Below are 19,282 nucleotides of genomic sequence, written 5' to 3' on the forward strand. Positions count from 1 at the left end.
GCGTGCGCGGAGTGCACGCGGTCTAGTTCAGCAGGTCGACGACCTCCCCGTGCAGCACCAGATCGCCGGCGGCGAGGACGCGGGACCGCGAGCCGAGGTGCAGTTCCGCGCCCGACCACTCGGTGACGATGCCGCCCGCGCCGCTGATGACGGCGGCCGGGGCGAAGACGTCGTAGACCTTCAGGCCGCTGTCCACCGCCAGGTCCGTGCGACCGGCGGCGAGCATCCCGTAGGCGTACGAACTGGCCCCGTACAAGGTGTACCGGACGGCGTCGCGGACCGTCGCGAACGCGGCGTGCTCCTGCGGTTGGAAGAAGTCCGGGTTCGAGCACGTGGCCAGCGCGGTGGCGAGGTCGGCGCAGGGCCGGGTCCGCACCGGGACGTCGTTGCGCGTGGCGAACACGCCGCTCTCCCCCACCCAGCGGTCCCCGGTCGCGGGGTAGTCCAGGACGCCCAGCCACGGCCTGCCGCGCCGGCTGAGGCCGATCAGCGTGCCGTAGACCGGGATTCCGGCGATGAACGGCGCGGTGCCGTCCAGCGGGTCGAGCACCCACACGAACTCGGCGTCGAGGTCGTGCGAGCCGAACTCCTCCCCCAGCACGCCGTGGTCGGGGTAGTGGTGCGCGATCAGCTCGCGCAGCCTGGTCTCGATGGCGCGGTCGGTCGCGGTGACGAAGCTGTTGTCGGCCTTGGTGTCGACCGAGGCGGGCTCCGCCACCGCGCGGCCCAGCAGGTGCCTGCTCTCGTCGGCCAGGCGTTCGGCGAAGCGGATGAGCTCGGCGGTGGAAGTGTCGGCCATGGTGATCCATCCCCCCAGGTGGTGCACCCGTGACCCGGTCGGCCACCGACCGGGTCAGGTGAACTCGGTCAGCGTCTCGGACAACGCCCAGTCGATCCACGGCAACAACTTCTCGATGTCGGCGGTGTCGACCGTGGGGCCGCCCCAGATCCGGAGCCCCGGCGGGGCCTCCCGGTGTGCGCTCAGATCGTAACCTGCGCCGTTGTCCTCGACCTTGCGGCACAAGCTCTTCACGAACTCCCACCGCGGTGCGCGGATGCCGTCCAGCAGGCCGTCGTCGAACTTCAGGCAGATGCTGGTCGGCGATATCGTCTCCTTGCGCTCGGCCAGGAACTCCAGGTGCGGGTGGGCTCGGACCCACTGCTCGACGGCGGTGAAGTTCCGGTGCGTGCGCGCGACCAGCTCGGCGCCACCGCCGATGTCGGCACACCAGCGCAACGCGTCGAGCGCGTCCTCGACGGCGAGCATCGACGGCGAGTTGATGGTGAAGCCCTCGAACAGCTCGTCGATCAGCCGTCCGTCGCGGACGAGGCGGAAGACCTTCGGCAGGGGCCGGTCGGGTCGGAACGCCGCCAGGCGCTCGACGGCCGCCGGGGACAGCGCGATCATGCCGTGCGCGCCCTCACCGCCCAACGCCTTCTGCCACGACCACGTGATGACGTCGAGCTTGCGGTAGTCGATCTCCATGCCCAGCACGGCCGAGGTGGCATCGCAGATCGTCAACCCCCGGCGGTCGTCCGGTATCCACCCGGCTCCGGGCACGCGGACCCCGGACGTCGTGCCGTTCCAGGTGAAGACCACGTCGCGGTCGAAGTCCACCCGGCTCACGTCGGGGAACGCGCCGTACCGCTCCGCCCGGTGCACGGTCACGTCGTCGAGGCGCAACTGGTCGGAGATGTCGTGCAGCCAGGTGAACCCGAAGTTCTCCCAGCAGCACACCTCGACACCGGTGTACCCCAACAGGTTCCACATGGCCATCTCGATCGCCCCGGTGTCGGAACCGGGCACGATCGCGACGCGGTAGTCGGCAGGCAGGCCGAGCACCTGCTTCGACCGCTCGATGACCTCGAACAGCCTCGCCCGGCCGGCCGGGTCGCGGTGGGAGCGCCCGACGAACGCCTCCCGCAGCGCGTCCGGGTCCCAACCCGGGCGCTTGGCGCACGGCCCGGAGGAGAACCACGGCCGTGCCGGTTTGAGGGTGGGTTTCTCGGTGCGCATGGTTCTCCTCGCCCCGGGGACGCGAGGAGCGCCGACCGGTTCTCACGTGGTGGGCAGGTGTGCCCCGCGGTGGCACACCTGCCCGGTTGCCCCGGTTCTACCGGGTGAGGCTGACGAAGTGCCTGCGCGGCCCGTCGAAGGCGAAACGCCCGTGCTGGAGCACCTGGTTGTCCAGCACCAGCACGTCGCCCGGCGACATCCGCACCGCCCGGGTGGTCCGCCACAGCGCGCCGCGCAGGAACGAGATCAGCTCCTCGTCGATCGGGGACCCGTCGCCGTACGCGGTCGTCGCCGGGTACTCGTGGTCGGGCAGGCCGGGCGGGAAGTGCGGGTGCGACCGCCAGTACGAGCAGTGCAGTTCGGTGACCTGGTTGAACCACAGCTCCTCCCCGGTCTCGGGGTGAGCGGTGAACGCCTCCCGCCTGTAGTGGTACCGCAGCTCGTCCTCCCCGCCCCACTCGAAGTCGAAGCCCGACGCGGTGAGGTGCTCCTCGATCGCGCCCTTGTCCTCGGTCCGGAACGTGGCGACCCACCCCATCTCGCCGTTGGAGTTCTCCCGGGCGAGGTTGCGGTGGTACCGGATGCCCTTGTCCCGGAAGGTGCGCTTGACGTCCTCCGGGATGATCGCGCCGGTCTCGCGGATGTCGTTGACGGGCACCTCGCCGCCGCTGGTCGCCGCGCTCTCGCAGAAGAACAGGATCCGGCGCGGGTAGTTCGGCAGGTACGCCATCTCGTTGTGCGGCGACAACGTGATGCGGTGGTCCTCCTGGCTGGCGTTGAGCGCCACGCCCGCGTCGTTCGCGCGGACCGCGATGCCGCCCTCGTACCCGGTGCGGTCATACCCCAGGTTCGCCACGAGGTGCTCGAACCCGGCCTTGGCGGTCAGCGGCAGGCCCCGCAGCAGGACCCCGCCGTACCGGGGCAGCGCCTCGTCGACGGCCGCCCGGACGGCGGCGGGTGAAACCGAGCCGTCCGCGCCGAGCACCGGGATCATGTCGCCGATGTCCGGGACGCTGTCCGGGAAGTTCTCGTGCTCCGAACCGGCCAGGAACTCGCGGTGCCGGACCGGGACCTCGAAGTGCGGGCCGTGCTCGATCCGGCGGAAGGCCGACCCGCCCGCACCTGGACTCGTGTTCACCTTGTGCCCCCATGGCTCGTCCGATCCTCAAACGCGCGTCGCGGTACCGACATCGCGCCTACTGCTGTTCGGGGTGGCCCCGCAGCACGCAGACCTCGTGGTAGACCGGCACGGTCGGGTCCTGGGCGGACAGGTCCCGTGCGGTGGTGGCCGAGATCGGCACCTCGCCGTCCGGGTCGGCGTAGAACTCGCACACGAAGTCGCGTTCGAAGCCCGTGCCGCGCATCGCGGCCTCCAGCGCCACGAAGAACGAGATGTCGGTGCGCGCGTTCTGGCGGATGATGCGGGACGCCAACTGCTCCGGTCGGTAGCCGTTGGCCCGGAACAGCCGCAGCAGCGCTTCCTTGCCGACCCGGCAGGCGAACATCAGCACCACCTCCGCCTTGGGCGCGTACGCCTTGGTGCTCCGCAACAGCGCCTCGATCAGTCCCAGGCCCACGGTGTTGAACGGGTACTCGTTGAACGCCGTCCACGGGTAGTAGTGCGCGATGTGGTCGTCGGTGCGCTGCCCCGGCCGGACCACGATCTTCAGCTGCGCCGTGTGGAACCGGGCGTACATCGCGTCCTCCGGGTCGGGCACCTGGGGCAGGCAGCCGACGACGACGTCGGCCAGTGCCACCTCCGCCCGCGCCACCGGCGTGTCGATCAGGTTCACCGAGCCGTCGATCGGGCGGAACCGGTCGAGCAGGTCGGGCTCCGCCTCCCCGACGAACCGCTGGGCCAGCGCCGGCAGCCGCGGGTCCAAATCGCTGCCCAGGACCAGGGATGCCGAACACCTCCGCAGCATGAACGCCACGTTCGTGCCGGTGCCGATGCCGACTTCGTAGACGCGCCTGCCGTTCAGCCCGGCGCGTTCGAGACCGGCCTGGAACGTGGTGGTCCAGGGATCGGTCGGGTCGAACACAAAACTGGGGATGGCACTGACCGCGCCGTCCAGGGTGTGGCTCAACTGCGGCAGCGTGCTCTCCGAGCGCATCTCTTCAACCCCCAAGCTCGCGCAGCCTGCGGCCGGCGTCAGTCGATTAAGAGGACTTCGTTCGCCTGGCCCCGCAGGCAGTGGTCGGAACGCATCGAGGCGGCGTAGCCACCGGAATTGATCAAGGCGACGTGGTCGCCCTCCCGCAGGCGGGGCATGGTGTGGTCCACCGCCCACCGGTCCAGGGCCTCGTTCACGTTGCCCACGACGGTGTAGGTCTCCACGCCTTCGGTCCAGCGGGGCACGACCGCGACGGGTTCGCAGGGCAGGCCGTAGAACGCGGGCTCCACCGCCAGGTTGAACCCCGCGTCGAGACCTGCGAACAGCACGTCGCGCCGCCGCTCGACGTAGCTGACCGTGGTGAGCAGCAGACCGGCGTCCTTGACCAGGTAGTCGCCCGGCTCGACGCTGACCACCAGGCCCCGGCCGGCGAACCGGCGCGCGATCGCCCCCGCCCACCGCCGGAGGTCCAGCGGCTCGTCGGCCGGGCCGTGCGGTAGCCCCAGCCCTCCGCCGAGGTTGATCTCCCCCAGCTCGGGGAACTCCGCGGTGAACGCGTTGGCGGCGTCGAGTGCCCGTTCCAGCTCGTCCAGCTGCGCGTCCAGGTAGCCGCAGCCGACGTGCAGGTGCAGCCGGACGATCCGCAGGCCCCACTTCGCGGCCACGGCCTTCGCCTCGTCCACGTGCTCGCGGTAGATGCCGAACTTCGTGGTCGGCGCCCCGCTGTAGTTGAGCCGGTCGTTGCCCTGGTAGCCCACGCCGACGCCGGGGTTGATCCGCAACCCGACCTCGCGCCCGGGGTTCAGCCGCCCCAGGGCGTCCAAGGAGGACACCGAGTCGAGGTTGACCTTGACGTCCTCGAACCGGGACAGGACGTCGAGGTCCGCTCGGGACAACGAGGTGCCGGTGAACGAGATGTCCCCGGCGGAGAACCCGCAGCCGAGCACGTGCATCAGTTCGCCCGGGGAGCAGACGTCCACGCCACACAGGTCGAGGGTGCGCAGGTAGGTCAGCAGCGCGGGCAACCGGTTGGCCTTGACCGCGTAGTGCACCCGGTGATCGATACCGGCCGAGGACATGGCCACGGCCAGGCGTTCGACGTTCTCCCTGACCCGCGGCGCCCGGCACACGTACGCCGGCGTGCCCACCCTGGTCGCCAACTCGTCGACGTCGACCGGGCCGATGTGCAGGCGGCCGTCCTGATAGGCGAGGTCCGGCCGCTCCCACCACGGCGTGGCCGCCTCCGCCGGGCTCGGCGCCACCGGTTCCGGGGTCACCTGCTGGAGCCGGTTCGCCACCTCGCCGAGCGCGCCGGCCAGGAGGTCCCAGTCGCACTCCGCGCCGAGGGCCACGCGCAGCGGCCCGTCGGCGTGCTCGGCCGTCGAGGCGGCCTGCTTGATGCGCAAAACGGCCAGCGCCATCGTCAGCCCGTGGCAGTCAATGATGGCCGGGGATGTTTCCATGCCGTCACCTCCAGGTTGTTCCGAGTCGGTGTCGTCCTTGCTGCTGCCCCCTGGTGGTCGCTACGGCGCCGGCGGCGCCGCCGTGAGGTGTGGCGCCGTGCTACTCCGGCGCGCCGGCGCCCAGGTCGCGCTCCGCACGCGCGAGGGACTCGGCCATGATGTCGACGATCCGGTCGATCCCGCCCTTGGTGACGACGAGCGGGGGCGACATGATGCACAGGTTCTCGTAGGGCCGCACCAGCAGACCCGCCTCCTCGCAGTAGGCGTCGACGCGGCGCGCCATCGCCTGGTTGCGCGCCGTCGGGCCGACCTCGCCCGGCACGTGGCACTCGACGCAGGCCATCAGGTGATCCCCGCGCACGGCGGCCACGATCGGCGAGGACCGCAGCTCGCGCAGGCGCCGGATGAAGTACGGGCCCACCTCGCGGACGTGGCCGCAGATGTCCTCGCGCCGCATGATCTCGATGTTGGCGATGGCCGCCGCGCACGCGACGGGGTGGCCCGAGTAGGTGAAGCCGTTGGAGAACACCGGCTTCTCCGGGTTCGCGGCCTCGGCGATGGCGTTGGCGACGCGGTCGGACACCAGGACCGCGCCCAACGGCTGGTAGCCCGACGTGAGTCCCTTCGCGGTGACGATCATGTCCGGCACGATCCCGAACTTCGCCTCCGAGGCGAAGAAGTGGCCCAGCCGCCCGAAACCGGTGACCACCTCGTCGGAGATGTAGAGGATGTCGTGCCTCCGGCAGACCTCCAGGGCGGCTTCGTGGTACCCGGGCGGCGGGACGAGGACACCGCCCGACGCGAGCACCGGCTCGGCCACGTAGCAGGCGATGTTCCCGGCCCCGATCCGGGCGATGGCCGCCTCCATGCCCGCCGTGAGGGCGTCGACCCGCTCCTGTGCCGACACCTGCGCGTTGTCCGGGTCGTGAACCGGGTTCTCCAGGTGGTGCACCCAGTCGCTCTCGTAGTGGAACGTGGTGCGGTCGACCGCCTTGCCGGACAGCGAGGCCGCGAGAAACGTGCTGCCGTGGTAGGAGTTCACGCGCGCCAGCACGTGGTGCTTCTCCGGACGTCCCTGGGACGCGTAGTAGTAGTGCGCGATGCGGACTGCGGACTCCACGGCGGTCGAGCCGCAGGTGGTGAACTGCACCCGGTTCAGGTCGCCCGGTGACAGCTCCGCCAGCATGGCCGCCAGCTTGGCCGCGGGTTCGCTGGAGACGTCCCCGAACGGCGTGAAGTACGCCATCTTCAGCGCCTGGGCCGCGATGGCGCGGGTCAGCTCCTCGTTGCCGTAGCCCACGGTGACGCACCACATGCCGCCGATGGCGTCCAGGTACTTCTTGCCCCGGCTGTCGGAGACCTCGACGCCGTTCGCCTCGGAGATGATCAGCGATTCCTGCTTGCCGAGGACGGTGAGGTCCGCCCACGGGTGCAGCACGTGGCGGGTGTCCTGCGCCACCGGATCGTCGGGTGCCACCGAGCCGCGTCCGGCGTCGGTGCTGTCCTGGATGTCCTGCCGCAACGTTTCCAGCCCTTCCTGCCGTGTGCCGTTCGCCGACCCGGGTCCCGGCTACGCCGTGCCGAGCGCGGCCCGCAGTCCGTCGTGCGTCCTGGTGACCTCGCTCGCCCGGTACATCGCGGTGTAGTCCGCGAGGGACGGGTAGCCCGCCGCCGCCTCTTTCCCCAGTGCGGCGACGAACCCGCCGTTGCGGATCTCCTCCAGGATCTCCCGGCCCCGGGCCCTGACGTCCTCGCCGAGCAGCTTGCCGAGGTAGCGCTGGACGCCGAACCGGCACGTCGGGGAACCCTGCTGCTCGATCACCTCGTACAGGCCGGTGGAGGCCGCCTCGACCATCATCTCCGCCATCTCGCCGGAGGCGTGCATGTCCAGCAGTACCGGTATGCGCTCGTAACCGGCCTCCACCAAGACCTCGAACGCCATCCGGAACGCATCGAGCAGCAGCGGCGTGAGGAACTGCTCCTGGAACAGGTCCAGCTCCGTCTCGGTCGCGTGCGACACCGGCATGACGCCGTAGCGGGTGAAGCCCATCGCCTTGGCGATCGCCAGCGTCCGGTCCAGCGCGTGCCCCGACGCGTCCTGGATGACGTCGACGAAGGCCAGGACGCCGGAGCCCTCGGTGTAGTGCTGCCGGATCGGCTTGCCGAACATCTTCGGCGCCAGCAGCACGACGTCCGCGGTGGGCGGTGGCGTGATCCGGCCGTACCGGATCGAGAAGCCGTGTGCCAGCACGAACAGGTCGCCGTCGTCGAGGTTGGGTGCGATGTGCGACTCGAAGACCTCCGGGTGCGCGTCGTCCGGGATCAGCAGGATGACGACCGAACCGGCCGCGGCGGCCTCGCCGATCGACCGGGTGTCGAAGCCGTCGGCGACCGCGGTCTCCCGGTACTCGTCGTCCCGGTTCCCCACGATGACCGCGACGCCGCTGTCGCGCAGGTTCGCCGCGAACGCCTTTCCCTGGATGCCGTAGCCGATGACGGCTACCGTCCGGCCTTCGACGTGCTGGAGACTCGCGTCGGATTCGAAGTACATGCATCGCCTCCCGGGGCGTGGTGTCGCACGGTCACCCGATCCCACTTGCGTTGTACGCGCGGACGTCGTCGCCGTCCCGGCGGTGGTCGCGCAGCCGGTCACCGAGGTCGCAGAACGCCATGTTGCGCTCGTAGACCTCCGCGAACAGCTCCCACTCGCGCCGGCACCGGGCCTGGTCCCACCCCAGCAGGGATCCCATCTCGGCCAGGACCAGGTCGAGCACGGCCCGGTCGACGTCGCACCGGCCCTCGGCGTCGAACACCACCGCGTCCCTGATGGCACCGGTGTTGAGCAGGTAGTCCGCGTAGCTGTAGGCCGCTTGGTAGTCGACGTAGTGCCGGACCTTGGCGCGGATGAACTCCAGGTCGCCGCGGGGGTGGTCGGCCCGGTGGATCGCGAACCGCTCCTCGCCCGCGACCGGCCGCAGCGCCATCCGGTGCGTCGTGGAGGGGCCGAGGTTCTTGACCCCCCTGCGCCGCAGCTCGCGGGCGATCGACTCGCCCACCTCCCGACCCGCCCACCGGAACTCGGTGAGCTTGACGTTGATCAGGTCCAGGACGAGGCCGCCACCGCGCTCGTGCCGGTTGATCCGGAACATGCGGGAGATGTCCTTGACGGCGATCGTCCCGCTCTCGTTCGCGGCCAGCGGCCGGATGCCGCAGAAGACGTTGAACACGTCCCGCCGGTCGATCTTCCAGCGGTCCTCGACGAGTTCGTTGTAGGAGTGCAGCAGCTCCTCGACCTCGTCCTCCACCGGCGCCACCAGGTCCGGGTCGGTGTGCGCCCGGTCGGTGGTGGTGAGCTGGATGTACCAGATCCCGTTCTGGTGGAACGGCCGCAGGTAGTGCTGCCGCTCGGGGTTGAGCGGCACCAGCCCCACCTGGAAGCGGGGGTCGCGGGCCAGGCTCTCGTGGATGAACCGGTTGGTCGCCTCCAGGTGCGTGCCGCGCGAGTAGACCACCGACGTGCGCCCGTCCGGCCGGGCCGTCCGGTTGCGCGTGCGGTCCAGCCACGGACCCGCCGCGTTGGTGATCGTGCGGGCCTTGACGGTCACCTTCTCCGGCAGCTCGTCGTGGTCGAAGCGCCGCGCCAGGGTGACCAGGAAGCAGCCTTCCTCGGGCCGCCACTCGTAGCTGTCGAACTCCACGTGGCACAGGGCGCGGATCGGGTGGGCGGCGGTGCCGCGGTAGTACGCGTCGCGGATCGCCTTGAGCACCAGGATCTTGTCGTTGTTCGCTTTGCCGTCCCAGTACTCGATGCCGCCCAGCACGTGCTCCGCGGCGAGGTGCGGCAGCTCGCGGTGCACCGATCTGCCGTTGAGGAACAACCTGACCTTGCCGAACCTCGGTGCGAGGCCGCTCCACGCCCACACCGTGGTGAACAGGTCGTAGAGCGTGATGCCGAAGAACACCGCCCACTTCTTCTCCGGGCTGTCGGGGAAGACGAACACCACGTTGGGGATTTCCTCGACGGTCGTCCCCGTGGTGTCGATCAGGATCCTCCGCTCGCGGGTGCCGTACCAGACCAGCTTCAGGTCCAGCCACGCCGACCGCAGGTTCTCGGTGAACGACTGCTGGATCTTCGGGTCCTTGCGCAGACCGAACGCCAGCAGGAGCCGGTGGAAGCCCATCCGCAGGTACCTGATGCCCGGGTGGATGGCCTTGCCGGTCTTGCTCGACGTCTCACCGCCGAACGCGCCGCGGTCGACCAGGATCGCGCTGGCGTTGCCCCGGGAGGCCAGATCGCGGAGCACTCCCGCGCCCGCGGCGCCGCCGCCGGCGATCAGGGTGTCGTGGACGAACCCGGAACCCGACTCCTCGACCAGTTCGCGGTACTGGCGCACCACGTCCGCCATGGCGAACGACTGGGGAGCCGCCGGTTCGGCGGAAGACGCCCTCGGGTGCTGCGTCACGTTGCCCGACCTCCTCGTTGCACTGCGATCACACGGTGATTCGTATCCCGCCAGGCCCTGAAGGTGACCGCCTGCTCGGGTGGGACGGGCGAGGTGGTCCGCCAGTCCCAGGACCGCTCTACCATGTACGACATGAACGCGCGAACGCCTTCGCGGCTCATCCCGCGCGTGCCCCGGCGTTGCTCCACCAGGCGCTCCTGGGCTTCGCGTTCCCGCGTCATCCGCTCGAACGAGGGCCAGTCGAAGGCCCACAGCCCGTCCAGCCGCTCGAAGACGGGCCGCCACCGGCGCAGGTGCTCCGCGACGCGACGGCCCAGGCCGTCCGGCACCACCATCGGGTCGACGTCGGTTCGCGCCCCGGCGAACCACAGGTCGAACAGCAGCACCCCGACCTTGCCGCGCACCTCGAAGAACCGGTCGTCGCCGGTCGGCTGGTCGTCGATCCGCTTGTCGAAGTTCCCCATGCGCACCACGGAACCCGGTGTGCTCCGCTCCAGTTCCGCCAGGTTGCGCAGCAGCCAGTCGAGGTCGTGCGTGCCCGGTAACGACCGGTTCGTCACACCCGGCACGCCGGGGTCGTACCCGAGCGCCCGCAACGGTTCCCGGTCGGCGCGGCCGAGGTACCAGTCGTCGCCGCTGCGGGCGATCGCCCGCCCCTCGGTCGCCACGTCCAGCAGCTGGTCCACCACCACGGTCAGCGCCGTGGTCAACACGGTCTTGCCCGCGCCGGGGCTGCCGTTGAACCCCATGACGAACAGCCCGTCCGGGCGGCGCGAGCGCTTCTCCCGCACGATCCACCGGGCGAAGGGCAGGTACAGCTGCCACAGGTCGACCACCGGCGCGTCCGACGTGTCCGCGAAGTAGTCCCGCCACCACCGGCTGAACGGCGTCCACACGCTCGCCAGCAGCCTCAACCGCTCCAGCACGACGTCCGGTGACGGGTCGGCCCCGAACGCCGCCTGGACGGGGTCCACGCGCGTGGTCTCCGCGAGCATCCGCAGCTCGTCCGCGCTCGCCGGACGTCCCTCCGCGATGTCCCGCAACACCGGGGCGAGGTGCCGCTCGACCGCCGCCCGGTGGCACGTCGACCCCGCGGTGAACCGGTCGTCGTCCCCGTGGAGGGCCCGCAGCGCGGCGTACGCCTCGGCGGACAGCAGGAAGGGCGGTGCGTCGAGGCTGGGCTCACTCCTGCTCCACCGGTCGATCTCGTCCAGGACGTCCTCGTCCCGCACCACGTCACCCGACAACACGGCTCGCCTTCCCAGCACCTCGACGTCCTGACAGCAACGAGTGGAGTTCGTCCAGCCGCCGGTCCGGTCGCGCGATCTCGGCGAGCGGCACGTCCTCGCCGAACGCCCGCGCGAAGTCGCCCCGGATCCGCACGAAGTCCAGCGAGTCCAGGCCGAGGTCGGCGAGCAGTTCGGACTCGTCCCACCGGTACACGTAGGCGCTCAGGAACTCGCGGACGGGGTCCACCTCGGTGACCGGCTCCGCGGCCAACCCCACCACCTTCTCGGCGACTTCCCCCGCAGCTCGCCCCGGCGGGCGCGAGTCCGCCCGCGGCGCCCCGTGCCACGTCGGGAGGCCGACGACCAGCGGGAGCCCCACCCAGGGCTCACGGCTCCAGTCGACGTCGCACGCGGCGAACACCCGGCCCGAAGCGCCGGACAGCACGGCCGCCACGACCTTCCCGAGCAGGTTGAGCGCCGTCTCGGACGCCAGCGGCGCCTCGCCGGCCGCGCGCGCCGAGTTCAGGGCCTTGGCGCTGCGGGCGGCCATGCCGACCTCGCCCCATGTGCCCCAGTCGACCGTCACGACGCCCGGGGCGTCGGCGGTCCACCGGGCGTAGGCGTCCATCCACGCGTTCGCCGCCGCGTAGTTCGCCTGACCGGCCGCGCCGAGCAGCGCGCTGGTGGACGAGAACGCGACCGTCCACGGCGCGCCCAGCCCGGCCAGGTCTGCCAAGGCGAGCTTGGGCGCGAGCACCGCGTCGAACCGGGACGCGTCCAGGTTGCGCAGCACACCGTCGTCCAGCGCTCCGGCGAGGTGGAAGATCCCCGCGAGCGGCCCGATGTCGTTGGCGAGCACGGGCACGTCGAGCGGGCGGGCGAAGTCGATCGGCACGAACCGCACACCGGGCCTCAGGACGCCGGGATCGGTGCGACCCGACACGACGACCCGCTCGGGCGCCACGTGCTGGTGGTGGATCAGCCAGTCCACGACGACCCGGCCGATACCGCCGGTGCCGCCCGTGACCAGGTAGCTCCCGGTCGCACCACCGAGCGTGCCGGGCGGCAGGTCGGGTGAGGGGACGGGCAGGAGCCGTTGGGCCAGCAGGTGTCCGCCTCGCCACACCAGGTCCGTCTCGTCCGGGTGGGAACGCGCGGCGCGCAGCAGTGGTCCCACCCACGCCGGCCGGTCGGCGGGCCAGTCCTGGACGTAGACCCGTTGCACGGTCAGGCCCGGTTCCTCGTGGGCCAGCGACCGGGTGATGCCGGTGGCCAGCCCGCTGTCGGCGTCCGCGGGCAGGACCAACACGAGCCTGCCGCGCGACTCGGCCCGCAGCAGGGACTTCAGCAGCTCCAGGAGCACCGCGCACCGCTCTGTCGGCGGCGCGTCCGCCGACGGCGGGCACAGCAGGGCAGCATGCGCCCGAGGACCCGTCAGGTGGTCGCGGAAGAACCGCGCCGCGTCGGGTGCGAGTTCGGTCCACGGCACGTCGGGCGCGTCGGCGGCTCGACCCGCGGGCACCCAGCGGACCTCGTGCAGCCCCGGTCCGGGGTCCACCGGGTCGAGGCGGCCGAGGAACGCGGTGATCCTCTCCAGGACCGCGTCCCGCCGGTGCAGCATGAAGTCGTGCGCCCCGGGGTGGGTGTGCACGTCCACGACGGGGCTGGTGGTGATCGCGGCCCATTCCGTCGCCGACGCCAGGGGGAACGACGGGTCGTCGGTCGCGCAGTGCACCTGGAGCGGGCATTCGAGCACCTGCCCGCGATCGGCGGCGCGCCGGGCGGACCGGGCGTCGAAGGCGAGGTCCGCGCGCAGGACCGGCAGCACGGACCGCCGCCACGCCGGGTCGTCCCGCAGTTCGTCGGGAACCATCAGGTACGACTCCGGCTCCGCCGGATCGGCCCCGCCGGCGAGCGGCGCGCGGCCGACCGCGACGACGGCCGTCACCCGTCCCTGCCGGGCCCAGTCCGACAGCGGGCCGCCCAACAGATCCAGGGCGAGCGACGCGCCGAAGCTCAGGCCGCAGAACGCGACCGCGCCTGATCCGGCGTCCGCGCGGATGTGCCGGGCCAACTCCTCCAGCACCGCGGCGTCGTCTTCGGCAGCACCGGCGGCGGCGTCACGTCCGGGCAGTTCCACGGCGATGACGTCCAGCCACGACGGCGCCGTGCGCGCCCACGACCGGAACGCACCGGAATTCCCACCCGCGTAGGGGAAGCAGTAGAGCCTGACCCGTGCGTCCGGCTTAGCGGCGAACCGCACCAGCGGGGTCGGCGCGGGCGCGGTCTCCTGCGGTCGCGGGTCGACGTGGATCGACGCCGACGGGTTGGTCCAGTAGCTCGTCGGCTCGAAGCTGTAGGTCGGCAGCAGGCGGCGGATCGAGCGCTCCCCTTCGTGGAAAGCCGCGAAATCCAGGTCCACCCCGCGGCACCAGAGCTCACCGAGCACCCTCAGGAACGCGACCTCGTCGTCCCGGTCCCCGTTCTTCACGTCCGGCATGGTCGCGACCGGCAGCGGCCGGGTCTCACCGCGGTGCCGGAGAATCTTCGCGGTCAACGAGGTGAGCACGTTCCCGGGGCCGATCTCCAGGACGACGTCGGGTTCCCACTTCAGCAGCATGGCGACGTCCTCGCGCCACCGGACCGTCGACGTCACGTGCTTCGCCCAGTAGGTCCGGGGCCGATACCGGGAATCGAGCCACGTGCCGGTGAGGTTGGCGGCCAGCGGAACAATTGGCGACCGCGCTTCCAGGCCGGACGCCGCCGCGTCGAGCCGTTCCGCGACGGGAGCCATCAGGTCGCTGTGGAACGGGTGGGACACCGGCACGCGGCGGACGGTGAAACCCAGTGCGGGCAACGCTTCCGCGGCTTCCAGCAGTGCACCCTCTGTCCCCGACAGAACTATCCGCCCAAATGAATTCTCCACGGCCCACCACAGGTTTTCGCGCCCGTCCAGCCAGTCCGCGAGGAGGTCTTCGTCGCCGACGACGCTGAGCATCCCGCCGACGCTCCCCCCGGCGAGCATGTCCTCCGTCGCCCGCGCCCGCACGGCCACGAGGGCGGATGCCTCGTCCAGTGCCAGCACCCCAGCCGCCACCGCGGCGGCGTACTCGCCGATGCTGTGCCCGGCGACCGCCACCGGCCGCACCCCGATGTCGGTCAACGTCATCGCGAGCGCGTACTCCACGGCGAACAGCCCGCACTGCGTGGTGACGGGCCGCTGCACCGACTCGTCGTCCGCGCCGAGGATCAGCGCCACCGGGTCCTCCGGCAGGTGTCGCGCCAGGCTCGCGCCGACCGCGTCGAAGTGCCACCGGAACCGGCCGCCGTCGCCGCGGCCCCGGTACAGGCCGCGCGCCATGCCCGCGGCCTGCGAACCCTGGCCGGAGAAGCTGAACGCCACGGTGGCGACGTGACCGGGCGGCAGCGTCACGTGCGGCGGGTGCTCGGCCAGGGCGCGCAGTTCGTCCAGGGAGCCCGACGCGATCACCGCACTGCCGCGCAACGGGTGCGCTTCGCGGTCCACGTGCGAGGAACGGATCGCGGGGGCGACGTCCGGTTCCGGGACCCCTTCCAGGAAGCGCGCCAGCGCGGTGGCGTTGCGGTGGTAGGGGCCCTCGCCGCGCGCCGACACCGTCACCAGGTGCAGCGACCGCGACGACGGCTCGTCGGGCGCGCGTTCGGGGGCTTCTTCGAGGATCACGTGGGCGTTCGTGCCGCCGATGCCGAAGCTCGACACCCCGGCCCGCCGGGGCAACTGGGTCCGCGGGTCGGTGACCGCCCACTCCCGGCAGGTCTCCTGCACGGTGAACGGCGACCCGTCGGCGTCGACGAAGTCCACCAGCTTCGGGTTGAGCGTCCGGTAGTTCACCGTCGGCGTGAGCACCCGGTGGTGCAGGCACAGCACGGTCTTGATGAAGCCGGTGATCCCGGCCGCGCAGTTGGCGTGGCCGATGTTGCCCTTGACGCTGCCGATGGCGCAGCTACCCGCGGTGAACCCGTCGCCGGCGCGGTGCGCGGTGAACGCGTCGAGCAGTGCCTTGACCTCGATGGCGTCGCCCACGTGGGTGGCGGTCGCGTGGCACTCGACGTAGGAGATCCGCTCGGCGTCGATGCCGGCCATCTCGATGGCGTCGGAGATGCACTGCGCCTGCGCGCGGGCGCTCGGCGCGGCGTAGCCCGCCTTCATCCGGCCGTCATTGGACACCCCGAACCCGGTGAGCACGGCCCAGACGTGGTCACCGTCGGCGAGCGCGTCGTCGAGCCGCTTCAGCACGACGGCGCCGACCGAGTCCCCGAACAGGGTGCCGCTCGCGCCGTCGTCGAACGGCCGGACGCGGCCGTCGGCGCTGCCCACCAACCCGTCCGCGTAGCGGTACCCGAAGTTGGGGAACGTGAGCGAGGAGCCGCCCGCGATCGCCATGTCGCACTGGCCGGACGTGATCGCCTGCGCGGCCTGCGCCACGGCCACCAGCGCGCTGCTGCACGCCGAGGTGACGGTCATCGCCGGGCCGCCGAGGTCGAGCAGGTAGGCGACCCTGGTGGCGATGTAGTCCTTCTCGTTGCCGATCTCGGTGAGGAACAGGCCCGTCGGGTCCAGCGGGTCCTTCAGGCCGCCGCCCGCCAAGTGGTGGATCAAGTACCCGTCGATGCCGCACGCCGCGAACACCCCGGTGCGCCGCCGATAGGGGTTGTCCCTGCGCGCGTAGCCAGCCTGTTCGAGCGCGGACCACGCGGTTTCCACGAAGACGCGGTGCTGCGGGTCCATGATGACGGCCTCGCTGCGACCGATGCCCCAGAACTGCGCGTCGAACTTGTCCGCGTCCGCCACGACCTGGCCCGCCGCGACCCACTCGGGGTGGTTGACGATGTGCTCCGGGACGCCCTTGTCGCGCAACCGCTCCGACGAGAACTCGGTCAGGGAGTCGGTGCCGTTCTTCAGGTTCTCCCAGAACTCCTCGATCGTCGAGGCGCCCGGGAAGCGCCCGGCCATCCCGACGACGGCCAGCTTCGTCGTCCCCGCCCCGGAGGGGCGTCGCGCCGGGACGGCATCGCCGTCCGCCTCGCGGCGGGAGCAGTGCGCGGCCATCGCGCTCAGCGTGCTGAACTGGAAGACGTCGACGACCGCGAGCGAGATGCCGAACCGCTCGGCCAGCACGCCCGACAGGCGCGCCGCGCTGAGCGAATCCCCGCCCACGTCGAAGAAGTTGTCGTCAGCCTCGACGCGCCGCAGCCCCAGGACCTCCTGCCACGCGCGGGCGATGCGCCGCTCCATGGTGGTCAGCGCGTCCGCCGGCCCATCCTCGTCCTCCTCCGCCGGTGGTGGGGGCAGCGCCGACAGGTCGAGCTTCCGCGAGTCGCTCTTGCTGATCGGCAGGCTGTCCAGGCCGATGAAGTGCCGCGGACGCGCGTACTCCGGCAAGTCGCGCTTCGCCTTGAGCCGGGACCGCGCCAGCATGGTCTCCGACGGCCGGCCTTCCTCACCGAGGAGGTAGGCGAGCAGGCCGGTCGGCTGGTTCGTGCGGCTGTCCAGCACGGCGCGCACGACCACGCGGGCGATGCCGGGCTGGTCGGCCAGGACGTGTTCGACGGCGCGCAGCGACACCTTGAAACCCCGTACCTTGACCACGTCCCCGGCGCGGCCCAGTACTTCCAGCTCGCCGTCGGGCAGGAACCGGGCGCGGTCGCCGGTGCGGTAGAAGGTGGCGTCGGCGAACGCGGTGTCGCGCAGCGCGTCCGGGCAGGGCACGAACCGCTCCGCGGTTTTCCGCGGGTCGTTCAGGTAGCCCTCGCCGACACCCGGACCGGCGAAGTGCAGCTCGCCCACTCCCCCGAGCGGGACGGGTTCGCCGTCCGCGTTCAGCAGCACCGCCGCACTGCCGTCCAGGAGGCGACCGACGCGCGCGAACGGCGAGCGGACGGTCTCGTCGGGTCGTGCGGGCAGCAGGTCGGCGAAGGAGATGTCCAGGCATTCCCACGTGCTGTAGGAATTCACCAGCCGCACGTGCGGCGGCAGCAGGGCGGCGGCTTTGTCGACGATCCGGTTCGGCACAACCTCGCCCATCAGGAACCACACTTCCATGTGGGCAAGGCGCTCGGCGAGGCTCGGGCCGACGAACGGGTGGTCGAGCACGCTTTCGAACAGCGAGGGCGGTACCACTACACGGGTAATGCGGGATTCCACGATCGTGTCGATCAGCCGGACCGGGTCGACGATGTGGTCGTCCGGGATGACCACCGCCGGTCTGCCCTGGAGGAGCGGCCGAATGCACTCCCACGCGAAGAACGCGTTCAGGCCCTCGCAGGACGATTCCTGGTACGGGTAGAGCTCGTAACGCGCGTCGAAGCAGTAGAGGCAACCCAGGTGGGTGTTCAGCACCGCTTTCGGCGTGCCCGACGTGCCGCTGGTCATCGAGATCAACGCCGTGTCGCCCGGCGCGACATCCGGGAACTCCACCGGCGGCGGGTCGCGCCGGCGGTCCGCGGTGAGCACCAGGTGCCGGTCCGGGGTGCGGAACGAGAGCGGGAGGAGTTCGGCGAGTTCGGCGGTCGTCAGCACGATCTCGACACCGGCGTTCTCCAGGAACTCGGCGAGCAGCGATGTCGGCCAGTTCTTCTCCAGCAGGCAGGCGGGGGAACCGGTGCCGAGGCACGTGAGCAGGCTGACGCAGTACTCGGCCGAGCGGGGGAACAACAGGCCCACCACATCGCCCTTGCCGACACCGAGCGCCGCCAGTTCCGAGGCGAGCGCGGTCGCGCTGTCGGCGAGTTCGCGATAGGTCCAGCGGCGAGGGTGGTCGACCAGCGCGAGGGCGTCCGGCGCCGACGCCACCTGTTCGCGGAAACGCGCCCAGATCGAGCGGCCCGGGTCGGGGTAAGGGCTTCCGGGCAGGGTGATCGACGGGCCGATCCGGGTCTTGGCGCGGTCGAGGTGCCGGCCGATGCTGTCGAGCAGGGCGGGGCGCGCGCTGATGGTGTAGAAATGGCCGCCTGGGAAAAGTTCGAGGTCGAACGGGATGTCGGCGGAGAAGTGCTCGCGCCACGCCTGGAGTTCGTCCACGTCGACCGTGCGGTCATCGGCTCCGCCGTACACGACGCACGAGACGGGCAGTGTTCGACCGGTCACCGCGCCGGTTTCGGCGACGTATTCGTCGTCCAGCTTCAGATCGGCGCGCAGCGGCGGGAGGACGATGCGGAGCAGTTCCTCGTCGGCGAGCGTTCCCTCGGGCACCAGGCCCCAGGCCCGCACCAGGTCGAGGAACTCCGACTCGGGGAGGGAGAACCTCGCCCGGTCGCGCCCGGAGAGGTGCGGGGCGCAGTGCGCGGAAACGAACAGCACTTCAGGTGTCCGCCGGCCCTGGTCGGCCAGGCGGCGGCACACCTCGAACGCGACCAGTGCGCCGAAGCTGTGCCCGAAGAACGCGAACGGCGTGCCGTCCCAGTGGCGGAGGACGAGGTCGGCGAGGTCGTCCACCAGGTCGTCCCACCGCTGGTGGGGGGACTTGTCCCAGTCGCGACCCCGCCCGGGTAAGGAGTACGCGACCACCTCGACGTCCTCCGGCAACCCCGACGGCCAGTCGGCGAAGGCGTGGTGGTCGCCGCCCGCGTGCGGGAAGGCGAATAATCGGAGGGCCACGTCTTCCCGGCGCGCGACAACAATCGACTCGATGCCTCGATGCCCGTTCGCCTCTTCCTCGGAGCGCAGCACGCGACAACCCCCTCTGAGGCCGTCCGGCCTTCTCCGAGTACAGAGACGTCATCATGGAACCAGCGTACTGTTACCCTGGGGTTAATACCTGGAACCACGACTCCCAAGGCTTTCCGGCACATCGACAATCCTCGCACACACCATTCTTCGGGTATGCGAAGATTAGTCACATCAAGATTTGAAAAGTATCAGCTCAACTGGGGTCCGTCAAGCCGCTGCCCAGCCCCGGACCAGCGGTCACCGAACGTGAACCGAACGGCGTCCGGACGGGTAGCCGGACGCCGGCAT

The 19,282-nt window shown here is 71.0% G+C and carries 10 protein-coding genes; all 10 read right to left on the reverse strand.

Features of this window, described 5'->3' with window-relative positions; genetic code table 11:
* Positions 1-22: 22 nt before the first annotated feature.
* A complete protein-coding gene (locus EKG83_RS31840; protein ID WP_033429237.1) occupies positions 23-799 on the reverse strand; it encodes an inositol monophosphatase family protein in 777 nt (258 codons plus the stop codon).
* Positions 800-853: 54 nt separating this feature from the next.
* Positions 854-2,017, reverse strand: a complete 1,164-nt coding sequence (locus EKG83_RS31845) for a phosphoserine transaminase (RefSeq protein ID WP_033429236.1) — start codon at positions 2,015-2,017, stop codon at positions 854-856.
* Between the two features lie 97 nt (positions 2,018-2,114).
* Positions 2,115-3,155 (reverse strand): TauD/TfdA family dioxygenase, encoded by a 1,041-nt coding sequence (locus tag EKG83_RS31850; protein ID WP_084716156.1) that lies wholly within the window; start codon positions 3,153-3,155, stop codon positions 2,115-2,117.
* Between the two features lie 58 nt (positions 3,156-3,213).
* Positions 3,214-4,131, reverse strand: coding sequence for an SAM-dependent methyltransferase (locus EKG83_RS31855; protein WP_033429235.1), 918 nt, complete (start codon positions 4,129-4,131; stop codon positions 3,214-3,216).
* A 38-nt stretch (positions 4,132-4,169) separates the two neighbouring features.
* Positions 4,170-5,594, reverse strand: a complete 1,425-nt coding sequence (locus EKG83_RS31860) for a type III PLP-dependent enzyme domain-containing protein (RefSeq protein ID WP_051764980.1) — start codon at positions 5,592-5,594, stop codon at positions 4,170-4,172.
* Positions 5,595-5,694: 100 nt separating this feature from the next.
* Positions 5,695-7,116, reverse strand: a complete 1,422-nt coding sequence (locus EKG83_RS31865) for an aminotransferase (protein WP_211269023.1) — start codon at positions 7,114-7,116, stop codon at positions 5,695-5,697.
* 48 nt (positions 7,117-7,164) lie between these two features.
* The gene (locus EKG83_RS31870) at positions 7,165-8,145 is read right to left on the reverse strand and encodes an NAD(P)-binding domain-containing protein (RefSeq protein WP_033429234.1); all 981 of its coding nucleotides are present in this window, start codon (positions 8,143-8,145) and stop codon (positions 7,165-7,167) included.
* Between the two features lie 31 nt (positions 8,146-8,176).
* A complete protein-coding gene (locus EKG83_RS31875) occupies positions 8,177-10,057 on the reverse strand; it encodes an FAD-dependent oxidoreductase (protein ID WP_211269022.1) in 1,881 nt (626 codons plus the stop codon).
* Positions 10,054-11,325, reverse strand: coding sequence for a kinase-like protein (locus tag EKG83_RS31880; RefSeq protein WP_153278581.1), 1,272 nt, complete (start codon positions 11,323-11,325; stop codon positions 10,054-10,056). Before EKG83_RS31880 ends, EKG83_RS31875 begins: the two co-directional genes overlap by 4 nt.
* Positions 11,294-18,994 (reverse strand): type I polyketide synthase, encoded by a 7,701-nt coding sequence (locus EKG83_RS31885; RefSeq protein WP_211269021.1) that lies wholly within the window; start codon positions 18,992-18,994, stop codon positions 11,294-11,296. Before EKG83_RS31885 ends, EKG83_RS31880 begins: the two co-directional genes overlap by 32 nt.
* Between the last annotated feature and the right edge of the window lie 288 nt (positions 18,995-19,282).

Origin of the sequence: Saccharothrix syringae (assembly GCF_009498035.1) — a bacterium.
Taxonomy (GTDB): Bacteria; Actinomycetota; Actinomycetes; order Mycobacteriales; family Pseudonocardiaceae; genus Actinosynnema; species Actinosynnema syringae.